The organism is Moorena bouillonii PNG, assembly GCF_001942495.1.
GTDB classification, from domain to species: Bacteria; Cyanobacteriota; Cyanobacteriia; order Cyanobacteriales; family Coleofasciculaceae; genus Moorena; species Moorena bouillonii.
This window is the reverse complement of sequence record NZ_MKZS01000001.1, coordinates 8,165,885-8,184,302: the sequence shown is the minus strand read 5'-3', so window position 1 is coordinate 8,184,302 and position 18,418 is coordinate 8,165,885. Positions and strand designations below refer to the sequence as shown.

The 18,418-nt window shown below is 44.7% G+C and carries 21 protein-coding genes and 1 pseudogene; 10 read left to right on the top strand and 12 right to left on the bottom strand.

Annotation, left to right across the window (positions count from 1 at the left end; genetic code table 11):
- Nucleotides 1-165: 165 nt before the first annotated feature.
- Nucleotides 166-639 carry a Fur family transcriptional regulator gene (locus tag BJP37_RS33455; protein ID WP_075905509.1) on the top strand — a complete coding sequence of 158 codons (474 nt, stop codon included), beginning with the start codon at nucleotides 166-168 and terminating at the stop codon, nucleotides 637-639.
- Here the strand turns inward: BJP37_RS33455 and BJP37_RS40525 are convergent.
- Nucleotides 604-744, bottom strand: coding sequence for a hypothetical protein (locus tag BJP37_RS40525; RefSeq protein WP_158069877.1), 141 nt, complete (start codon nucleotides 742-744; stop codon nucleotides 604-606). The two genes, BJP37_RS33455 and BJP37_RS40525, sit on opposite strands and share 36 nt — an antisense overlap.
- 222 nt (nucleotides 745-966) lie before the next feature.
- Between BJP37_RS40525 and BJP37_RS33450 the strand changes: the two genes are divergently transcribed.
- Nucleotides 967-2,190: a quinone-dependent dihydroorotate dehydrogenase gene (locus BJP37_RS33450; RefSeq protein WP_075905507.1), complete on the top strand. Its 1,224-nt coding sequence runs from the start codon at nucleotides 967-969 to the stop codon at nucleotides 2,188-2,190.
- A gap of 198 nt (nucleotides 2,191-2,388) precedes the next feature.
- Here BJP37_RS33450 and BJP37_RS33445 read toward each other — a convergent pair whose 3' ends face one another.
- On the bottom strand, nucleotides 2,389-3,186 hold the full coding sequence (locus tag BJP37_RS33445; RefSeq protein WP_075905505.1) for a PhzF family phenazine biosynthesis protein: 798 nt from the start codon (nucleotides 3,184-3,186) through the stop codon (nucleotides 2,389-2,391).
- Nucleotides 3,187-3,418: 232 nt separating this feature from the next.
- Nucleotides 3,419-3,931 (bottom strand): DUF2808 domain-containing protein, encoded by a 513-nt coding sequence (locus BJP37_RS33440; protein WP_229415539.1) that lies wholly within the window; start codon nucleotides 3,929-3,931, stop codon nucleotides 3,419-3,421.
- 404 nt (nucleotides 3,932-4,335) lie between these two features.
- Here BJP37_RS33440 and BJP37_RS33435 point away from each other — a divergent pair, with 404 nt between their 5' ends.
- Together BJP37_RS33435 and BJP37_RS33430 are read left to right on the top strand one after the other, a co-directional pair.
- The gene (locus tag BJP37_RS33435; protein WP_075905503.1) at nucleotides 4,336-5,523 is read left to right on the top strand and encodes a 1-acyl-sn-glycerol-3-phosphate acyltransferase; all 1,188 of its coding nucleotides are present in this window, start codon (nucleotides 4,336-4,338) and stop codon (nucleotides 5,521-5,523) included.
- A 143-nt stretch (nucleotides 5,524-5,666) separates the two neighbouring features.
- Nucleotides 5,667-6,182, top strand: a complete 516-nt coding sequence (locus BJP37_RS33430; protein ID WP_075905501.1) for a DUF4149 domain-containing protein — start codon at nucleotides 5,667-5,669, stop codon at nucleotides 6,180-6,182.
- 96 nt (nucleotides 6,183-6,278) lie between these two features.
- Here the strand turns inward: BJP37_RS33430 and BJP37_RS33425 are convergent, their stop codons facing one another.
- The gene (locus BJP37_RS33425; protein WP_008179209.1) at nucleotides 6,279-6,566 is read right to left on the bottom strand and encodes a TMEM165/GDT1 family protein; all 288 of its coding nucleotides are present in this window, start codon (nucleotides 6,564-6,566) and stop codon (nucleotides 6,279-6,281) included.
- A gap of 21 nt (nucleotides 6,567-6,587) precedes the next feature.
- A complete protein-coding gene (locus tag BJP37_RS33420; RefSeq protein ID WP_075905499.1) occupies nucleotides 6,588-6,914 on the bottom strand; it encodes a TMEM165/GDT1 family protein in 327 nt (108 codons plus the stop codon).
- Between the two features lie 744 nt (nucleotides 6,915-7,658).
- Between BJP37_RS33420 and psaK the strand changes: the two genes are divergently transcribed.
- On the top strand, nucleotides 7,659-7,949 hold the full coding sequence (gene psaK, locus BJP37_RS33415) for a photosystem I reaction center subunit PsaK (protein WP_081431422.1): 291 nt from the start codon (nucleotides 7,659-7,661) through the stop codon (nucleotides 7,947-7,949).
- Between the two features lie 75 nt (nucleotides 7,950-8,024).
- Here psaK and cbiM read toward each other — a convergent pair whose 3' ends face one another.
- The 4 genes from cbiM to BJP37_RS41855 form a co-directional block, all read right to left on the bottom strand.
- Nucleotides 8,025-8,702, bottom strand: a complete 678-nt coding sequence (gene cbiM / locus BJP37_RS33410; protein ID WP_075905497.1) for a cobalt transporter CbiM — start codon at nucleotides 8,700-8,702, stop codon at nucleotides 8,025-8,027.
- Complete coding sequence (locus tag BJP37_RS33405) at nucleotides 8,689-9,165, bottom strand: carboxypeptidase-like regulatory domain-containing protein (RefSeq protein ID WP_229415538.1); 477 nt, start codon at nucleotides 9,163-9,165, stop codon at nucleotides 8,689-8,691. Before BJP37_RS33405 ends, cbiM begins: the two co-directional genes overlap by 14 nt.
- Nucleotides 9,166-9,430: 265 nt before the next feature.
- On the bottom strand, nucleotides 9,431-10,240 hold the full coding sequence (locus BJP37_RS33400; RefSeq protein ID WP_081431556.1) for a DUF4382 domain-containing protein: 810 nt from the start codon (nucleotides 10,238-10,240) through the stop codon (nucleotides 9,431-9,433).
- An 84-nt stretch (nucleotides 10,241-10,324) separates the two neighbouring features.
- Nucleotides 10,325-10,480 (bottom strand): hypothetical protein, encoded by a 156-nt coding sequence (locus BJP37_RS41855; protein ID WP_198954257.1) that lies wholly within the window; start codon nucleotides 10,478-10,480, stop codon nucleotides 10,325-10,327.
- Between the two features lie 442 nt (nucleotides 10,481-10,922).
- Between BJP37_RS41855 and BJP37_RS33395 the strand changes: the two genes are divergently transcribed.
- The 5 genes from BJP37_RS33395 to BJP37_RS33385 are packed head-to-tail and all read left to right on the top strand — an operon-like array spanning nucleotide 10,923 to nucleotide 16,232.
- The gene (locus BJP37_RS33395) at nucleotides 10,923-11,567 is read left to right on the top strand and encodes a helix-turn-helix domain-containing protein (protein ID WP_143727926.1); all 645 of its coding nucleotides are present in this window, start codon (nucleotides 10,923-10,925) and stop codon (nucleotides 11,565-11,567) included.
- Nucleotides 11,560-14,337 (top strand): peptidase domain-containing ABC transporter, encoded by a 2,778-nt coding sequence (locus tag BJP37_RS33390; protein WP_075905491.1) that lies wholly within the window; start codon nucleotides 11,560-11,562, stop codon nucleotides 14,335-14,337. Before BJP37_RS33395 ends, BJP37_RS33390 begins: the two co-directional genes overlap by 8 nt.
- Before the next feature lie 25 nt (nucleotides 14,338-14,362).
- Nucleotides 14,363-14,500, top strand: coding sequence for a hypothetical protein (locus BJP37_RS42065; RefSeq protein ID WP_214607801.1), 138 nt, complete (start codon nucleotides 14,363-14,365; stop codon nucleotides 14,498-14,500).
- The gene (locus BJP37_RS40520; protein ID WP_158069876.1) at nucleotides 14,481-14,627 is read left to right on the top strand and encodes a hypothetical protein; all 147 of its coding nucleotides are present in this window, start codon (nucleotides 14,481-14,483) and stop codon (nucleotides 14,625-14,627) included. Before BJP37_RS42065 ends, BJP37_RS40520 begins: the two co-directional genes overlap by 20 nt.
- A gap of 24 nt (nucleotides 14,628-14,651) precedes the next feature.
- Nucleotides 14,652-16,232 (top strand): beta-barrel domain-containing protein, encoded by a 1,581-nt coding sequence (locus BJP37_RS33385; RefSeq protein ID WP_081431421.1) that lies wholly within the window; start codon nucleotides 14,652-14,654, stop codon nucleotides 16,230-16,232.
- Between the two features lie 196 nt (nucleotides 16,233-16,428).
- On the opposite strand, the gene BJP37_RS44780 is transcribed toward BJP37_RS33385, so the two are convergent.
- The 3 genes and pseudogenes from BJP37_RS44780 to BJP37_RS38030 all read right to left on the bottom strand — a co-directional run bounded on the left by BJP37_RS44780 (nucleotide 16,429) and on the right by BJP37_RS38030 (nucleotide 18,349).
- Nucleotides 16,429-16,503, bottom strand: a complete 75-nt coding sequence (locus BJP37_RS44780) for a hypothetical protein (protein WP_369121428.1) — start codon at nucleotides 16,501-16,503, stop codon at nucleotides 16,429-16,431.
- A gap of 112 nt (nucleotides 16,504-16,615) precedes the next feature.
- A pseudogene (locus BJP37_RS33380) lies at nucleotides 16,616-17,704 on the bottom strand (IS4 family transposase); the annotation flags it as partial.
- Between the two features lie 462 nt (nucleotides 17,705-18,166).
- Entirely contained in the window at nucleotides 18,167-18,349 is a 183-nt protein-coding gene (locus BJP37_RS38030) for a hypothetical protein (RefSeq protein ID WP_214607792.1), read from the bottom strand.
- Nucleotides 18,350-18,418: the final 69 nt, after the last annotated feature.

Here is an 18,418-nt window from a genome sequence, read left to right as displayed (position 1 = left end):
GAAAAACTTGAGAACAGGGAAGTTGAGAACAGAAAGTATTCCCCGTTTACCCTTTCCCGTTGCTTCCGATCACACGATAGCCTTGTCCTGGCTTAAGTGAATAACTGCCTGAGCTATAAATAAATTTAAAGGGATTCCTTTTCGTTAAACTCATCAACTCATGTCATGCAACAAGAAGCGGCAGCTGCTAAACCAATTCGTTCACTAGAAGATGCAATCGACAAGTGTCAGACCCTGGGTATGCGTCTGAGTCGTCAACGTCGCTTTATTCTAGAACTGTTATGGGAAGCTAAAGACCATCTGTCAGCGCGAGACATTTATGACCGATTGAATCAACAAGGTAAAGTTATTGGTCATACTTCTGTTTACCAGAATTTAGATGCCCTATCCAGTCAAGGTATTATTGAATGTATTGAGCGCTCGGATGGACGGTTGTACGGCAATATCAGCGATACTCATAGCCATGTCAATTGCCTGGATACAAACCAGATTCTTGATGTTTATGTAGAACTACCGGAAGACTTGCTCAAGCAAATTGAGGCACAAACTGGTGTAAAGATTACGGAATATCGGATTGATTTTTATGGTTACCGTCAGGAGGGATCACCTAACTCCCCGTCGGGTGGTTTGAGGGAGTAGGGAGTAGGGAGTAGGGAGTAGGGAGTAGGGAGTAGGGAGTAGGGAGTAGGGAGTAGGGAGTAAGAGTTGCAAAAACTGATTGTAACTCAGTGATAAAAATGTCATTTTAAGTTACCCAAACAACGCCCTTTTTTTAGGGTTTGGTCATAACGCAACTAATTAATCAAAGAATCAATCAAAGTATGACGTTTGAATGGGTAAATTAAAAATTGAAGTAAATCCACAGTTGTTAATAACAACTAGCCAGATGGTGGAGTATTTTGTTCAGCACTGATCTACTGACTCGCTGATCTACTGACCCACTGACCTACTGACTCACTCAGTATTATGGATATTTACCAATCTACCATTCGTCCAATTCTCTTTTCTGGGTTGAAGACAGATCCAGAATGGTTACACAATAGAACTCTAGCGCTATTGAGCTGGCTGTCATCGAATCAGTATTCCACTCTAGGTCACTGGCTTCAGGGTCAATTACAGCAAAGGTTTTGCCTAAATGATGCTCGCCTCGAACAAACCCTCTGGGGAGTAAACTTCCCCAACCCTATGGGTTTAGCAGCAGGATTTGATAAAGATGGTGTGGCTGCTGGAATTTGGGGAAGCTTAGGGTTTGGCTTTGCTGAACTGGGTACTGTAACCTTTCATGGTCAATCGGGAAATCCTCGTCCTCGTTTATTTCGCTTGGTAGAGGACAAAGCTGCTCTGAATCGGATGGGATTTAATAATCTCGGAGCTACAGCAATGGCGGCTCGATTAGAACAGTTGAAGGTTAACAGGTTAAGGGTTGCAGGTTTAGAAAAGAACTTACCGGAAGAGAAAGCCAAGGACGAACAACCTACCGGAAGAGAAAACCGGATCCAAGCTTCAGGTTTAACTATTCCGATTGGCATTAATCTAGGTAAATCTAAAGTAACACCCCTAGCAGAGGCAGCAGATGACTATCGGTCGAGTTTTGGGCTGTTGAGGGAATTGGGGGATTACTTTGTGGTGAATGTGAGTTCACCGAATACACCAGGTTTGCGATCGCTTCAGGATGCCAGCCAACTTAGTCTGATCTTAGATGCTCTGCAACAGGAAAATGTTTCCCAAAAGCCGATTCTGGTTAAGATTGCCCCGGATTTAGAGTGGAATGCGATCGCAGATGTCCTTAAGCTTGCGCAAACCTATGGATTAGCTGGGATTATTGCCACTAACACTACTATCCGTCGGGATCTGCTGAAAACACAACAGATTGCGGCAACGGGCAAACCGGTAACGGAAGAAGCTGGGGGGATTAGTGGAGCTCCTTTGCGTCAACGTTCTACAGATGTAATTCGGTTTATCTGGCAGGAAACTCAAGGAAATTTACCGATTATAGGGGTTGGAGGCATTTTTACGGCGGAGGATGCTTGGGAGAAGATTACTGCAGGTGCTAGTCTAATTCAGGTGTACACGGGTTGGATTTATAACGGTCCATGGATGGTAAGGCAGATTCTGCAAGGGGTGTTGCAGAAGTTGGAGGAAAGAAGCATGAGTTCAATTTCTGAGGCAGTGGGTTCTGGGTCTGGTTGAAGGTGGTGTGGTTGAAGGGTTTAAGGTTTAAGGTTTAAGGTTGTTCGCGTAGTGTGGCCTTTTGGCCAAGGTTGTCTGTCAGAATGCAGAATGTAGAAGGCCGAATGTAGAAGGCCGAATTTATAATTCTACATTCTTAATTGTGCATTCTACATTCTACATTTTTAATTCTTAATTCTACATTCTTAATTCAAAAATTCAGATTAGCAATTCTGAGCGCAGGATAGTAACTGCTTGTCCACTCAGAAAAACGCGTCCGCTACCGGTATAGTTAACTTTTACTACACCACCCCGAGAGGAGGCTTGGTAGGCTAAGAACTGATCTTTACTATTACGTTCGCGCCAGAAGGGAGCGAGACAACAATGGGCAGAACCTGTAACTGGGTCTTCATCAATTCCCAATCTGGGGGCAAAGAATCGGGAAACAAAGTCGTATTCTGAATCACTGTCAGCCCAACTAGTCACAATTACCGCAGACAGAGGTAAGGTTTTCATCAGTTGGAAATTTGGCTGCATCTGCTTGACCAACTCTTCCGACTCGACCTCGACCAAATAGCCTAGGGAATTTTTGCCAACCCACTTGATGGGTATACCCAAGGTTTGGCTGAGTTGTTCTGGAGTACTGATAACTTCTGAGGGATTCACCGGGAAATCGAGTTGAATCCACTCACCCTGGCGCTGAGCGATCAGCAATCCACTCTTGGTGTAGAACCGAATCGTTTGATCAGGAGACACATGTCCCTCTGACCAGAGAACATGAGCACTAGCTAGGGTGGCGTGACCGCATAAGGGGACTTCCACTGTCGGTGTAAACCAACGCAAATTGAAACCATCGTCTTGCTTGACTATAAATGCGGTTTCCGATAAATTCATCTCTTGCGCTAGGTTTTGCATCCAGCTGTCATCTTGAGCAGTTGGTAAAACACAGATAGCAGCAGGATTTCCTGTAAAGGGTTTACTGGTGAAAGCGTCTACTTGAATAATGGTTTGTCCCATAATCAGGCAAAAGGTTAAATCAAGTTTAGTTAATTACTTTTAAAATGCTTGATTGTGTTAATTTTAAATTGTTAAGTGTCACTTAATCATTAAACATTTAAAATTACCAATTCACTATACCAATCCGTGTAGGAATTGTGAGAATTTTTGTTCCCTTTTTCCTACTCCCTGTTCCCAGATCCGCTGTTCCCTTTGGTATAACAATTAACATGCCAGCAATTTTCCTAAGATATTATCTAAAATTGAGCCTGTCTCCCGCTGGAGAGTAGAACTGTAAACGTCCAACACCTAAATATAAACCGTAGGGGTTCTCTCCAGGGGGGAAAGCTGTAACTCCAAACAGATATACACCACCCCATCGTGGGTTGCGAACAGGACGAAGCCCAACGGTAATGGTTTTTCCTGGGTTTACTGGTGGATCGAAGGTAACTGAAATTGTTTTGCTTGAGTCGTCTTTTGTTACGCTTCCCAGAGATAACGGCTGACCCCGGTCTTGGTAGGTTCCTTCAAATGCTGAGGATTTCTCGGGATAGAATCGAATCTTATATCCTCCTTGACGCTGATTAATGGTTAATCTTTGGAGTGGTTCACCAATATCCCCTGGTAAGTCCACGGTGAAATAGTATGTTCCTCCTCGCACATCAGCTTGATTAAACGTAGTTACTGCATCCAACAACCTAGGAGATTTCTCAAATGAAACTCTGCCATCGGCTAACTGAACGGCTGGGGTTGAGGGAGTATCCAAAATTACTAAGGATAAGACTAAGGCTATAGTGATTTTGATAAATTTTACGGAAAAAAGAAGGAACCCACGAAAGCCCAATATCTTTAGAGCTGGGAGCAACCATGAGGTGACCGTATATGACGCCGTCTTTTGTTTGATTTCACCATCTAACATGTTGACACTACTGATGATTCTTGTTATTAGATAATTCTAAGGTGAAAGCTTAGTAGGCAAAGCATAATTGATCCCGTATAACTATGGCATCTATCTGTAGTGAGGAAAATCCCGAAGGGAGCAAAGGTGGGGAGTGTCAAACAATGCACAATCCACAATGCACAATGGCACAATCAAGTATTTAAAGTCAAACTAGTATTTATTATCTCTCCATCTCCGTGATCTTGTGATCTACTCTTGGGATACATGCTATGTCTGTTTTGTCAAGCCCTCAATTCTATCCACCTAGGCTCAATCCCCTATTAACCCGCCTCTGTCAAGGCTTTTCTGATCTGATCGCCGATAATTTTTATCAACTGAAGTTAGTGGTTGAGTCTACGGACCTAGAGAAACTGGCTCGGTTGGAAGAGGAACGGGTGCTTTATCTCCCGAATCATCCTACCCTTGATGATGGGATAGTTCTGTTTCTGTTATCAACTAGGTTAGGGCAACTCTTTCACTATGTTGTGGCTTACGAGAGTTTCCGGGGATGGAACAAAAAATTTCTGCCCCTGATCGGAGCATACTCGATTAGACGGGGTTTAGGCGATCGCGCCAGCATTGCCCAAACCCTAACGTTACTGAAGCAACCGAGTTGTGATTTGGTGATTTTCCCCGAAGGCGGCTGCTCTTATCAAAATGATACGGTTATGCCCTTCCGAACGGGAGCGATTCAACTGCCTCTACAGGCAATGAACCAAATGGTCAAACAGGGTGAACCTGTTCCTAATCTCTATTTAGTACCCGTAAGTCTGAAGTACCACTACACTGATTCCATGAAGCCAGTGATTGATCAGACCCTGTCCCGTCTAGAGAAGGCGTTGAACATTAATGCGATCGCACCAAACTTCTATGGGCGTTTACGGGGTGTGGCTGAGCAAGTCATTCTTCGCTTGGAGACTGAATACGACCTTAATCTAGACCAAACCACTCAGATGGATTGGAACCAAAGGATTAACAAGCTCAAAACTCATCTGTTGAGTGAGTGTGAACAGAAGCTAGAGCTAACACCGGCAACCATGACACCAAGCCGAGAACGAGTGTATAAAATTCAGTCAGTCTTAAAATCCCGTGCTCAAGAGTTAGAACAGTTTGATGAAACCACTTATGAATCAATTTACCAAGCTACTATCCGCCTGCTGAATTTCGATGCAATTTACGATGGTTATGTTGCGGCTTCCCCTACCCCAGAGCGTTTTTTGGATACCCTGACTCGACTAGAGCGGGAAGTGTTTAAGTTTGATCGACCTTTGGTGAAAGGACACCGCAAAGCGATGGTCCGCATTGGAGACCCCATAAACATCAAAGAGCATTTTGAGTCCTACAGACAAAACCGAGCAGGAACAGTGGAGATGTTAACCCAACAACTACAACAGACAGTTCAAGAAAATTTATCGTAAATATATGCGCTACGCGCATATGTTTACCTGACAATTAAGTTAAAATTTGTTTGCAAAAATACTTTTTTTTGCAAAAATACTTCACACTTTTTGTAAAAACCATTGGTTAAGCTAAGAGCAGGATAGAAAGTAGAGGAAATTTTATGAACGCTGTTTTTGGCGTGGATTCACAGCAAAGCCGCTGGCGAACCATTGCCATGTTTGCTTTAGGGTTTTGGCTCAGTAGCAGTTTGGTTATAGACTTTGTGATCATGCCATGCATGTCTACAGCTGGCATGATGAGTCAGGCTAGTTTTGCTACAGCTGGCTATTCAATCTTCTGGACATTTAATCGTGTTGAGCTTTTGTGTGGCGCTTTAATATTAGCCAGCCTCCTAGTCCTGCGTGGTAATTCTAATCTTTATCATTACGTCAGACGCTGGTCTATTTTATTATCCCTGCTCATGGTAGGGATCGCAATTATTTATACCTACATCATGACACCCCAGATGAGCGCCATGGCTCTACAACTGAATCTTCTAGAGCCAGTGAGTGGCATGCCACCAGGAATGGTGCAAATGCATGAAGGCTACTGGCTCCTAGAAGCAATCAAGTTAATGGCAGGGACTACACTACTTAGTTGGTGCTATCAAGACAATCGTAGATTGGTCTGTTCGTAACCTGCTACCATACTCCCCCTAACCCCAGGACTGATTCATTCTCGTGGACATTATTGTCAGGTTAATGGGGTGAAAGGGAGGTAGGGTGGTGGGGGATCAATCCTCCACCGTTCCTTCTGAAGGCCACAATAGCCGTAATGCCATCAAAGCAAAGCCAATGGCTGCGATCGCTTTTAGTAGACGAGTAGGCAACAGATGAGCCACCCCTCCCCCAGCTACTACACCCAGAAAGCTAGCCAGTATCAGTGCCGCTATAGTTCCCAAAAACACAGTACGGGGGGAATTGAGACTACCACTGAGTGCGATCGCAGCCAATTGGCTTTTGTCTCCAATTTCAGCTAAAAATACAGTTAGGAAACTTAGTCCTAGTAATTGCCAATCCATCTTCTAATCACTAATTCATAACTAATTCAGTTTGATTGCGTCCCAAAGAAGCATAACTGATATAAACAGTAAAAGTGTTCCGGCAGCAGTATCCATCATCTCAGGGGAGAAGCGCTTAGCGAGCCAATGACCAATCAGTACACCTAGCAAACTAGTAGATATCAGTGCTGCGGCAGCACCAACAAACACAATCCATGGAGACTGGGATTCGGCAGTGATTAGTAGTGTGGCCAATTGGGTCTTGTCTCCCATCTCCGCTAGAAAGATGGTTAGGAAGGTTGAACTAAAGATTCCCCATACAGCCATCTGCTTTGCTTTTACTGGCTGACTCTGGTCAGATTGAGTCACTGGAAAACTGCTCAAGATATAGGTACTCTATACAATTTACCAAAATTTGCTTGACACTCCCCGCTTTAAAAAGACGGGGATTCTTAGATCTACGACCGGCCTTAAACCTTTCGCCGTAGGCGACGCTTCGCGAACGTATCCTTGCGGCAATACCTAAACCGAAATCCCGTCAAAACCAAGATCCTAGTTCAGTTTACGAAAGACCCAGCGGGCTAGTCTCCTTAAGCGTTCGGTTACTTTTTGAGAAGTGCCTTATGAAGTCCGTTGCTTCCCTGTTTCACCTGGTTTCGGCGTGCCCCGCCGTACCGTTCTTTTCTCAAAATGTGATCTTGCTGGGTTCACACACCAATTGTTAGTTGATGATTGGGTTTTTAAGGAGGATTTTCCCTACCCTCCGGGCATTTCTTCTTTAAGGTCAAGCAGTGGCGGGTCTCTCTCCCGGTTGCGCCATCGCCAAAGGCGACGCTACGCGAACGGATTTGCAGCCTGTACCCATATCTAACTAATACTCTAGCGCGCATGTATTGTCAACCTTTTTTGGCAAAATTGTGTCTAGGCGACTAAAGTCGCAGCGAGCCTACATCCGGTGGTTTAAAAACGCGGGGTTTTGGCTTGTGGGAATTTCCATAAATTCTGAGGCTGTGATCACTCTGAAATCTCCAAATGTAAATTCTTAAAACAAGTTGAGATTTTTCTCCCCGAAAATTCTTATGATTGCTTTGATTGCTGATCAATTTATCAAATATGGGAGAAACTACATTGATTAACTCAATTTTGTTAGCTGCTGTGGAAACCTCTGTTCCGGTGACCCCAGAGTGGAGTCCCACAGTGGGGATAGTAATGATTTTGTGTAATCTGTTTGCGATTACTGTTGGTCGCTTTGCCATCAAAAACCCCGGTCAAGGCCCAGCTTTACCCGGTGCCTCTGGACTGTTTGCCAATTTTGGCATCCCTGAACTGTTGGCAACTACTAGCCTGGGTCACATCCTAGGCGCTGGTGTCATCTTAGGTCTAGCCACTAGTGGTGTTTTGTAAGGTCTGAAAAAGAACTTGGCTCCAGGGGAAGAGAGGGGAGAGGGGGCAGTGGGAGAAGCCCTAATTAGTCGAAAATCATTTTTGAGTTTTGATATCGTATTTGCTTCCCCTTCCCGATTCCCCTAGCAATTCTGGTTGAACTCGCTGCAAAAATAACACGACTGCCGCTGAAAACGACCCCTCGATCACCATCAGGGGGATATGGGCAACCATTAGCCCGTAAATTGCTGTCCGTTCTGTTGCCACATTAATAGTAGCAGGAATATTGGTAATGACTAGGACGAAGAATATTAGCGTCGCCACTCCCAAGCCAGCAGCACCTGCCAAGAAGCTGAAGATAGCAGTAACAATTCGATTGCCTTTACCAAACACCCGCCGCAATTGGAACAGGTGATACGCCAAGATTGCTGATATTCCCATCATGGCTGCATTTATCCCGAGGGTGGAGAGTCCACCATGCTGGAACATAACTGCTTGAAAGAACAAACCAATCAGAATGGCAGGAATGGCATAATAACCTAAAATTGCCCCTAACAAGCCATTAAGAACGAAATGGACACTCGCTGGTGGGATGGGGAGGTGGATTGAGGATGCCACAAAAAAGGCAGCGGTCAGTAAGGACGCTCTGGGAATTGCCTCCTGGGGGTTTTGATGTTGATCAATTCGACGTAGGGCATACCAAGTGAGTCCACCAGTAGCTGCATAACCAGCAAGACAGACAGAAGCAGGGAGAATACCATCAGGAATGTGCATTAGTTTTCCTCCCTAAGAAAAAGAGTGCTGTACCCACAAATCCCCAGACACCAGCAGCTGCCATGAGCATTCTCTGAACAGGGGTGTAAGTAGGACTGGTTGATGAGCTCATTAGGTAGTTACCCGCTGCTGATGACTGACCCGCTACAGCAGAATTCTCTTCACCAAGAGTAAGAGTAATCATGCCACCGTGACCAGCTTGGCGCACCTGAATTGTCCAATTTCCCTGCTGAGCGTAATCGGGAGCAAAGATAAACCTGCCGTTGGTGTCACTAGTCCCTGTCTGCCAAGGAGTGGTAGGATTATTGGGAGCATAAATGGTTACTTGGGCATTAGACATCGGTTTACCAGTGTCGTATTTAGCATTAATCTCAATGGCCTGGATAGTTTTAGATTCAAGCTTAGTGCCGTGAGCCTCAGCATTAACTGACCAACTCAAGACAGAAACCAGGCTCAGTAGCATCAAACCTTTCCACTTCATCCTTAATTCTTGACTGTTGAGTGTTGACTGGATTTAATTGACATATTTTTTACTTTCCGGAAAAGTCGTCAATCTCTGTGACCCTCTCCCACTCTTCCACTCTCCCACTCTTCAAGAGTCATGCAAATTAGATGGGTCAGAGCTGATCAGGTTTGATTTTTATAGCACTACCTCTCGATTTTTCCTTGTCTTGATAAGGACTCTAGGTGATAAGACTCCGGGGTTTGGAGTAAGGGTGTTGGGTACCTCATGACCTGGAAATTGGCATGGATGTACAGTGACCTTCACCCACATGACCTAGGTTAGGAAGAATCTCTTGAGTAAGCTGCTGATAGGTTCCAGCTGGGAGTGCTGATTGAAGCTGAGCCATTGTCACCTCTAGTTTGCCGTCCTTAGCGAGTCCAGCGAATGGCTCAAATCCGATCGCACCAGTGTTGAGGGGGTCATTGGCGGTCACATCACTATCGCCAAAAATGTGATCGAAGTGGAAGGTAGCTTCTATGTCCGCTTCCCCATCCTTAGCTAGAATCCCTTTGCGCTGATCACCGACGAATTCACCACAGCGGTATTCAATCTCTTGGTCGAGTTTGATCACAAAATCAATGGTTTGTCCCTGCTTACTGGCTTTACCACCCATCACCAAGGTTTGACCCATTGCTGGACCAATCTTGGCTTTGACCATTTTCCAGGAAAGAGCATTGTAATGACCAGTTGGTGCATCAGCTATCTCAGCAATCAGAATTGGCTCGGCATCCTCTCCCCCTTCCGCTAAATCGATGGTTTTGGGATTGGGGAGGATAATTTTCTCTTGGACTGAGATTTCCTTTTCTGTATCGGGGTTAAAGGGAGGCTTAGTTTGGTAAGCTGTCATGTCCGCTAGGTTGATGTAAACCCGATCGAAAGATATTTGCCAACTGTCTTTGGAAACAAAGCCCTGTCGGACAAAGTCTTCACCGTTAGCCCGAAATTGCAGCTTGCCATTCCCTGCTGTAGGCTTAGTCTCGCTCTTTGGTTTACCATCACTACAGCCTGAGAGGCAAATTACAGCTATAACCATTATATTTACCCATATTTGCACCTTTTTGATCATGATTATGCGATCGCTTCTACCTTCGCTTCTACCTTAATTAGTATACAAAACTTAATAAAACTCAGTTTTGGGGTAATTTACAATGCCCCTCTCCCCCATCTGCCCACTGCCCACTGCCCCATCTGCCCACACTTTCCTATCTCCCCACACTTCCCACACTTCCCACACTCCCCCCTCTAGACCCACACCCCCGCGCCCGGGATACATCACTATTTTCAGTAATTTAGCTGATGGTTTTAATACAAATGGCTGAGGTTTATTAAAAAAAAATAATATTATCCGTTGATTTTGAGCAGTTTTCAGTTTAACTTCACAGAATCTTCCTCAAGATTAACATGATTTTTATATAAAAATAGCGGTTTTTTCTGTTATTTGTAGATCCAAGTAGCCTATCTAACTGTCATCAAAATAGTTCCTATAAATTCATGAATTGTTCATAAAGTTTAGCAGTTATAAAAAAAAATATGTAGACTAATTTTAAACTAATCATGTAGACTAATTACTTAGCAAAATAACCCGCAACCAAAGCAATTAACACAGGTTAAATTATCAATTAATTTAGTTTGCCAATCAAAAATATAAGCTTTAAGTGGCAAACTATGACCGAGTCAACTTGAGGATGAAGCGATAATCAACAGACCCATTAGTTATGGCTATCTTAGGACATCAATTACGAGATAAATTACGAGCTGACCAAAAGGGTGCAGGTAGTACTACAGGGAGATATTTAACCCCATTTCAACAAAAACTTCTGCAAAAAAGTTTGGAATTGGATATATCAGAAAAATACCGTCAGCGTATTCAAATTATGCTGCTGGCGGATCAGGGGAAATCTCAAGCTGAAATTCGCCAAGCCTTAGGCTGTTGCCCAGCGACAGCTAGGCATTGGATCCTGATGGCTCGGACTGGTCAAGCACTCAATTGGCAGGATAATCCCATTGGTCGCCCTAAGGCGGTTAATGAGCAATATCTTGAACGGTTACAGGAACTGGTAAAACAGAGTCCTAGGGACTGTGGCTATTCATTTCGGCGCTGGACAGCTCATTGGTTGAGTAAGCATTTGGCTAAGGAATTGGGGGTTGAAATTACCCCTCGCCATGTGAATCGGTTGCTCAAAGAGATGGGATTGTCCACTCGACCGAGAAAATCCAGTAAGGCTCAGTCAAAGACGACTGAGAATGGGATGAGTGGGGTTAGCATTATGATTCATGACTTGCAATCGGCTGTTCTACCTGATTCTTCACCGATTATGCTCTCTTACACAAATAGGATAACCCTGAGTACCAATGGTTAAAAGTTCATCTGCTCCAATAATTTCTCCTCAACAATTGAGCAAGACTCTGGGATATTCTCTGTCTCCATCAGAATTCCAGCGCGTCCTAAAACGATGTCAATTCAAAGAGCCTAAGGTGGGCAAGTTTTGGCACGCAGGAACTAGTAATGCCAATAGTAATGCCAATAGTAATGCTAATAGTAATGCTGGGATCTATATCATTATCGCTGGTAAGGTGAGACTACTAGATGGGGCAGGTGAATTAATCACTACCTTGGAAACTGAGGAGTCTTTTGGCGAATTGACCTTGTTCCCAGAAGTTGACTTGGAGCCCTATTTGGCTAGAGCTTCAGTGAATTTGAAGCTGTGCTTTTTACCAGCGGATGTGGTGTTGGCTCTGATGGATCGCTATCCCCAAATCCGAGACCATTTGTGGAATACAGCACGATTGCGAGACTCCCAGTGCCAAATGCGATCCTCTGAAAGAGCCGCTACGGGAACGCAAAATCCTACCTCAGCTCACTCCGCCACTCCCTTCACCTCTGGATCCCCTCAAAAAACCAAGTCCCAGAAAAAAATCAAGAAAGCTTTCTTTCCCCATCCCGCTCAGCGTGTTGGACATTGGTTTCAACGGGTGAGTAGGCGCTATCCATTTTATGCTCAACAGAGTGCTAGCGATTGTGGTGCAGCCTGTTTGGTGATGGTGTCTCGCTACTGGGGCAAGCAGTTTAGTTTAAATCGCTTGCGGAAGTTGGCCAATGTCAACCGGGATGGAGCATCCCTGCGAGGACTGTGCTTTGCTGCGGAAAGTGTTGGCTTTTCCACTCGTCCGGTGCAAGCTAGTTTCGATGAGTTGGCGAAGCAGAAGTTACCAGCAATTGTTCACTGGGAGGGGAAACATTTTATTGTTGTCTATGAGATTACTAAAACCCATGTGGTGGTATGTGACCCAGCTCTTGAGCAACGCACCCTCACCCATCGCGAGTTTAATCAGGATTGGAGCGGTTATGCCCTGCTACTGGAACCAACCCTAAAGTTTAAGGATACTAAGGCGTCCTCTACATCTATCTGGCAGTTTTTTGAGTTAATTAAGCCTCATTGGCTGATGTTGGTGGAAATCTTGATAGCGTCAATATTTCTCCAGCTGTTTGGATTGGTTACGCCTATCTTTACCCAGTTGATTCTAGACCGGGTGGTGGTGCAGCGCTCACAGGTAACCTTAACAACAGTAGTACTGGGATTACTGTTGTTTAGCTTCTTCCGGGTGGCAATGACAGGGTTGCGGCAGTATCTGCTGGTTCACACGGCCAAAAGGATTGATTTGGCGCTGATAGTGGGGTTTATTCGCCATACCTTCCGATTGCCCTTGAGTTACTTTGAATCTCGTTATGTAGGAGACATCGTATCACGGGTGCAGGAAAACCGCAAGATTGAGCAGTTCATGACCGGTGAGACCTTGTCGATTCTGCTGGATTTGCTCACTGTCTTTATCTATGGGGGCATGATGTTTTCCTACAACTGGCAGATGGCAGTGCTAGCGCTAGTGATTGTACCACCGTTTTCGATCTTGGCATTGGTGACCGCACCGTTTTTACGACGGATTTCTCGGGAAATTTTCTATGCCAGTACTAAGCAGAATAGTTATTTGATTGAAGCTCTGTCTGGAGTAAGAACCGTGAAAGCCTCGGCGGTAGAACAGACGGTGCGGTGGCATTGGGAGGAGTTGCTGAATAAATCCATCAAGATTGGGTTTTCTGGACATGTGTTTAATACTCAGCTGCAAATGGTGAGTGGTACCCTCGAAGCGGTGACAAGTACCGGTTTGCTATGGTTTGGGGCGTCGCTGGTGATTAACGACCAGTTAACCATTGGACAGTTGGTAGCCTTTAATATGGTGCTAGGGAAATTTACCTCTCCGTTCCAACGCCTGACGGTGGTATGGAATAAGCTGCAGGAGGTGTTAATTTCTGTGGAACGGATTAATGATGTCCTGGATGCCGAACCGGAGGAGGATTTACAGCAGCAGGAGAAGGCAACCTTAGGTCAACTCCAGGGTCATATTCGGTTTGATAATGTCACCTTTCGCTATCACGATGACAGTGATACCAATGTGCTGGAAAATCTCAGTTTTGAGGTCAAGCCTGGGCAAATGGTAGCCCTAGTGGGACGCAGTGGTTCCGGAAAAACGACGATTTCTAAGTTGGTGTTGGGGTTTTATCCCCCTACCGATGGTAAGGTGTTGATTGATGGATTGGATATTACGTCGATAACGACACAGTCCTTGCGATCGCAAATGGGAGTGGTAGACCAAGATACCTTCCTATTTGGGGGAACCATTCAGGAAAATATTAGCCTCTGTCATCCTTCCGCTGATTTAGAGCACGTGATGAAAGCGGCCCAATTAGCAGGAGCCCATGAGTTTATTCAAGACTTGCCTATGGGCTATGACACTCAGATCGGGGAAGGGGGAGGAATGTTGTCCGGGGGACAACGACAACGGATTGCGATCGCACGAGCACTGATGGGCAATCCCAAATTGTTGGTTTTAGATGAAGCTACCTCTCATTTAGATCCAGAATCAGAACGAATTATTCAGCGAAACTTAAATACAATTTTAAAGGGACGGACGACATTAGTAATTGCTCATCGCTTATCAACAATTCGCAATGCCGATTTAATTTTAGTGATGGATAGAGGAATATTAATTGAGAGTGGAACTTATCGGGAATTGATGGAAAAGCGCGGACATTTCTATTACCTAAACCAACAACAGGTCACGGTAACCCAGTAATCCCTGTGTCGAGAGTGTGGGAAGTGTGGGGAGATGGGGAGATGGGGAGATCGGGAGATGGGGAGATGGGGAGATCGGGAGATGGGGGAGTGTGGGGAGATGGGGAGATCGGGAAGTGTGGGAAGTTTGGGAGGTGTGGGGAGATGGGGAGATGGAGAGTTAGATTAGCAACGGTTGTGATTTTCCTGACTCCCGACTCCCGACTCCCGACTCCCGACTCCCGACTCCCGACTCCCGACTCCCGACTCCCTGTTCCCTGTTTCCTGTTCCCTGTTGCTTTTGCTATATAAAAAATTACAAATAATAAAGAACAAATGACTAATTCATCGAATGGAAGAACTGCGACTCAACTCCAGGATGCTAAACAGATTGAACAGGATTTAATGTCTCCTCAACTCCAGAATGCTAAACAGATTAAGCAGAAAATATCTCCTAAGCTAGAGGTTTTGAAGAAAGATGACTCCAGGGAGGATTGGTCTTTTGCTACCAAAGAACTTCTCGATAGTCTCCCCCAAGCTTGGACTAGAGGATTGTTGTATTTATTGGTAATATTTATTAGTGTCCTTGTTCCTTGGACAATGTTTTTTAAAATCGATGAAACTGGAAGTGCTAGGGGACGACTAGAACCCCAAGATAAGACGATTCGGTTAGATTCCTCTGTGATGGGAACTGTAGCTAAACTTTATGTCAAGGAAGGAGAATCAGTAAAAACTGGTCAGAATTTAGTTGAACTAGAATCGGACTTAGTCCAGACTGAGCTCCAGCAGTCCCAAAAGCGATTGGAAGGTCAACAAAATCAGCTTAATCAGTTAAAACTGATGAAAAATCAGTTAGCGATCGCCCTTCAAACTCAGGAGCAACAAAATCAAGCCCAGCAGTTGGAGAAGTTGGCCCAGGTTGAACAAGTGCGACAAACATTAGCAGCCCTTAAGAAATCTTATAATTTACAAAAAACAGAACAATTAGCTCAGTTAAATCAGGCCAAGCAATTGCTAGATCATAGTCAACTGGCTTATAATTTAATGGAAAATCGCATGGAAAATGCCAAGCGGGAGGTGGCACGGTTTAGAGATGCATTTAATGAGGGGATTGTTTCGGAAATTCAGTTGGTAGACCGGGAAGATATGGCTCAAGATCGGCAACGGTTGTATCAACAAACCCGATCAGACCTTGAGCAAGCGAAGTTACGGTTAACAGAGCGAGAAAGTACTTATGAGCGCACCTTGCGCCAAACCGAATCAGAGATTGAACAGGCGCAATTGCGTATACGGGAGCAACAGAAAAGTTATCAGGGTTTAGTCGAAGCCGGGAAATTGGCTATACTTCGCTCTGAGGAGAATTTTAAAAATATGGAGGCAGAAATTTCTAGACTTGAGGCTGATATTGCTCAGAATAATAGTCAGATAGAGGGGTTAAGGTTTCAGTTGTCTCAACGGGTGATCAAATCTCCGGTAAATGGGACAATATTTGATTTCCCGATTCCTGGTGCCGGTTCAGTGGTGCAGTCAGGAATGATGGTGGCAGAAATTGCCCCAGAGAATTCTTCCTTAAGTCTCAAGGCCCAGATGACAACACAGGAAAGTGGTTCCTTGAAAACTGGGCTACCCGTAAAGTTGAAGTTTGATGCTTATCCCTATCAAGATTATGGGGTGCTAGCCGGGGAAATTACCAGCATTTCTCCCACTACAGAGGAGGTGGATACGCCTCAGGGCAGGATAGCGGTGTATAGCTTAAACATTGCCCTGAAAAAAGACTGCATTGACTCAGGGAATAAGTGTATTCCTTTGCGTCCGGGGGATACTGCATCTGCTGAAGTAATTGTTAGACGGCGTCGGATTATTGATTTGATTCTTGATCCGTTTAAGCAATTGCAGAAGGGGGGAATAGGACTTTAGCATTTGTATCTGGGTTGTAAACACACGAATTGCCGAAAAAGGCAACAGGCAACAGGCAAAAGGAACCCACCCCTAGGGTGTGTCTTCAAACTCGGAGATCCCCCTAAATCCCCCTTAAAAAAGGGGGACTTTGACTATGGCTCCCCCCTTTTTTAAGCTATCCATTAGGCAAAAGTAGTCGAAACAGTGATAGAGACTAGGACGTAGAAGCAAGTTGTGAACCTTCAAACAAATGGTAAAAGGTAGAAAGCCCTCGCCAGAGAGTTTTCAAGCCAGGTTCGCCATCTCCGGTACGGGCCAAAAATCCACCCAAACGTGCAATCGCTCATCAGAGCTTGGCGAAGAGTAGGAGGTTTTTTCGAGCGGTTTTTGGGTTGAAATTGAAGTCGCTTGAGCTTCCATTCCTGTGGAGAGAAAACTACTTGGCAAGAAGCATCGGGATTAAGTCGAGCTTGATAAGTTAACCACATTAATCGCCAAGCAACAATGTTATAAGTAGCCAGTGCTTTGAGTAAACGCTCTCTAGTTTGAAGTTGAAGTTTTTCCATACCACAGCCACTTTTAAGGGTAAAGTGAAAGCGTTCGATGAGCCATCGATAACTATACCACTGCACGCATTGCCAAGCTTTTTGGAAGTCGTCAATTGGTAGAGTTGTGAGCAACAACCAACGAATGGGTTGACTACCATCAGCCGGTTTCTCAGTTTCTTCTACCAGTAGTACGTTGATTTCCACTGGATGGAGATTGTGGGGTTTGGGATGATGTTGAGGCACTTCCAAAGTGACTCTTATCCCTCGGATTTGTAATGATGCCTGACGAGCTGGACGTTTGGGATTACGCTCTAAGTTGATGGTCATTGTACCTAAAATTGGTCTTTGTTCAATCATCGGTAACAGATATCCCATCTCCTCTTTAACCCTGCGATTATACTCTCCTCGAATCAGTAATTCGCTATTAGCAGAACGCTTTTGGGCGAATAACTCGAAGATATCAGCCTCACGATCTGCAACATGTATGAGCTTGGCTTTTTCCGCTAGTCCTTCTTCAGCTCCCTTAACTGTCTCTAACCATCGATAACTTTCTTTTTCTTGAATCGCTTTTTTCTTGCGTTCTTTTTTCAAACCACTCCTGTGCTTTCTGGTCCAACTCTGTTGATGTAGCAGTCCTAATGGTTTTCCTTTGGCACTGACCGCTATACAGCTATGAACTTTAATTCCTTGTTGAAGGGTCTGATTTATATATCCCAAACCTTTTGTGGCTTCATGTGTCGTATACTCCAAGTCGGTCGTGTCCTGTATTGCCAGCACTACTCCTGCTTCCACACATCTCCTCACTACGCCTTCCTTGTGTGAAGCCAATATTTGTGTTCTTGTCACTTTCTCATTTGACCAAAATCTGTAAATACTTTGGCTGTTGCTCGCATTACCACTCGCTTTTGGTACTGTTTCTCCTGGATGCTCGCTTAAGACCACAAGTGTCTTTCTCAATCTTTTGGCATGACGTATGTCCTGAAAAATTTCGGATTTATTTCCTGGCTGATCCAATCCTTCATTTGTTCTTCTTCATCTCCTGATTGACTTTTTCCTCTGATACTCTCATAACCAATGCCTCCCTGTCCACTCCCGTGAGGGTGCTCCTACTTAGGGCTTGCTGAATAAGTCTATTGATTCGGGTAATAAGTAATAAGTAATAAGTAATAAGTTAAGAGTTCACTATCGCTTGCTGCACAAGTCTTTGGGGAAATTTGCGGATCTGAAACTAGCTCTTGAAAAATATGCTTATTTTTCCCTCACATTCCGAATATAACCAAGTGTTCCCCTACGATGGTGCCAGGTTTTTGTATCGATGGGCTCAAAATCCTGGCACTTTTTCAGGGTAAAAATGATTGAAAGCCCTGTCTGGTATAGTTTCCATACTTGTGCAGCAAGCCCTACTTAAGTGCGATCAGCGCAAGCTGCTGCCGTAGGCGATCGCGTTTGTGATTTTGCGATCGCGTTTGTGATTTTGCGATCGCGTTTGTGATTTTGCGATCGCGTTTGTGATTTTGCGATCGCGTTTGTGATTTTGCGACCGCAGTCTTGGGAAATCCCTGTTAGTTTAATAATGGCTCTCACCACTCCTCTCCCAATCCTTGCCTAAATCCTAGTCTCTATCACCGTTTCGACTACTTTTGCCTAATGGATAGC

What these genes read in the sequence shown, in the direction of transcription:
- BJP37_RS33455 (WP_075905509.1), top strand. Translation starts at nt 166, where the DNA reads ATGCAACAAGAAGCGGCAGCTGCTAAACCAATTCGTTCACTAGAAGAT.
- BJP37_RS40525 (WP_158069877.1), bottom strand. Translation starts at nt 744, where the DNA reads ATGACATTTTTATCACTGAGTTACAATCAGTTTTTGCAACTCTTACTC.
- BJP37_RS33450 (WP_075905507.1), top strand. Translation starts at nt 967, where the DNA reads ATGGATATTTACCAATCTACCATTCGTCCAATTCTCTTTTCTGGGTTG.
- BJP37_RS33445 (WP_075905505.1), bottom strand. Translation starts at nt 3,186, where the DNA reads ATGGGACAAACCATTATTCAAGTAGACGCTTTCACCAGTAAACCCTTT.
- BJP37_RS33435 (WP_075905503.1), top strand. Translation starts at nt 4,336, where the DNA reads ATGTCTGTTTTGTCAAGCCCTCAATTCTATCCACCTAGGCTCAATCCC.
- BJP37_RS33430 (WP_075905501.1), top strand. Translation starts at nt 5,667, where the DNA reads ATGAACGCTGTTTTTGGCGTGGATTCACAGCAAAGCCGCTGGCGAACC.
- BJP37_RS33425 (WP_008179209.1), bottom strand. Translation starts at nt 6,566, where the DNA reads ATGGATTGGCAATTACTAGGACTAAGTTTCCTAACTGTATTTTTAGCT.
- psaK (WP_081431422.1), top strand. Translation starts at nt 7,659, where the DNA reads ATGGGAGAAACTACATTGATTAACTCAATTTTGTTAGCTGCTGTGGAA.
- cbiM (WP_075905497.1), bottom strand. Translation starts at nt 8,702, where the DNA reads ATGCACATTCCTGATGGTATTCTCCCTGCTTCTGTCTGTCTTGCTGGT.
- BJP37_RS33405 (WP_229415538.1), bottom strand. Translation starts at nt 9,165, where the DNA reads ATGCTACTGAGCCTGGTTTCTGTCTTGAGTTGGTCAGTTAATGCTGAG.
- BJP37_RS33400 (WP_081431556.1), bottom strand. Translation starts at nt 10,240, where the DNA reads ATGGTTATAGCTGTAATTTGCCTCTCAGGCTGTAGTGATGGTAAACCA.
- BJP37_RS41855 (WP_198954257.1), bottom strand. Translation starts at nt 10,480, where the DNA reads ATGTATCCCGGGCGCGGGGGTGTGGGTCTAGAGGGGGGAGTGTGGGAA.
- BJP37_RS33395 (WP_143727926.1), top strand. Translation starts at nt 10,923, where the DNA reads ATGGCTATCTTAGGACATCAATTACGAGATAAATTACGAGCTGACCAA.
- BJP37_RS33390 (WP_075905491.1), top strand. Translation starts at nt 11,560, where the DNA reads ATGGTTAAAAGTTCATCTGCTCCAATAATTTCTCCTCAACAATTGAGC.
- BJP37_RS40520 (WP_158069876.1), top strand. Translation starts at nt 14,481, where the DNA reads ATGGGGAGATGGAGAGTTAGATTAGCAACGGTTGTGATTTTCCTGACT.
- BJP37_RS33385 (WP_081431421.1), top strand. Translation starts at nt 14,652, where the DNA reads ATGACTAATTCATCGAATGGAAGAACTGCGACTCAACTCCAGGATGCT.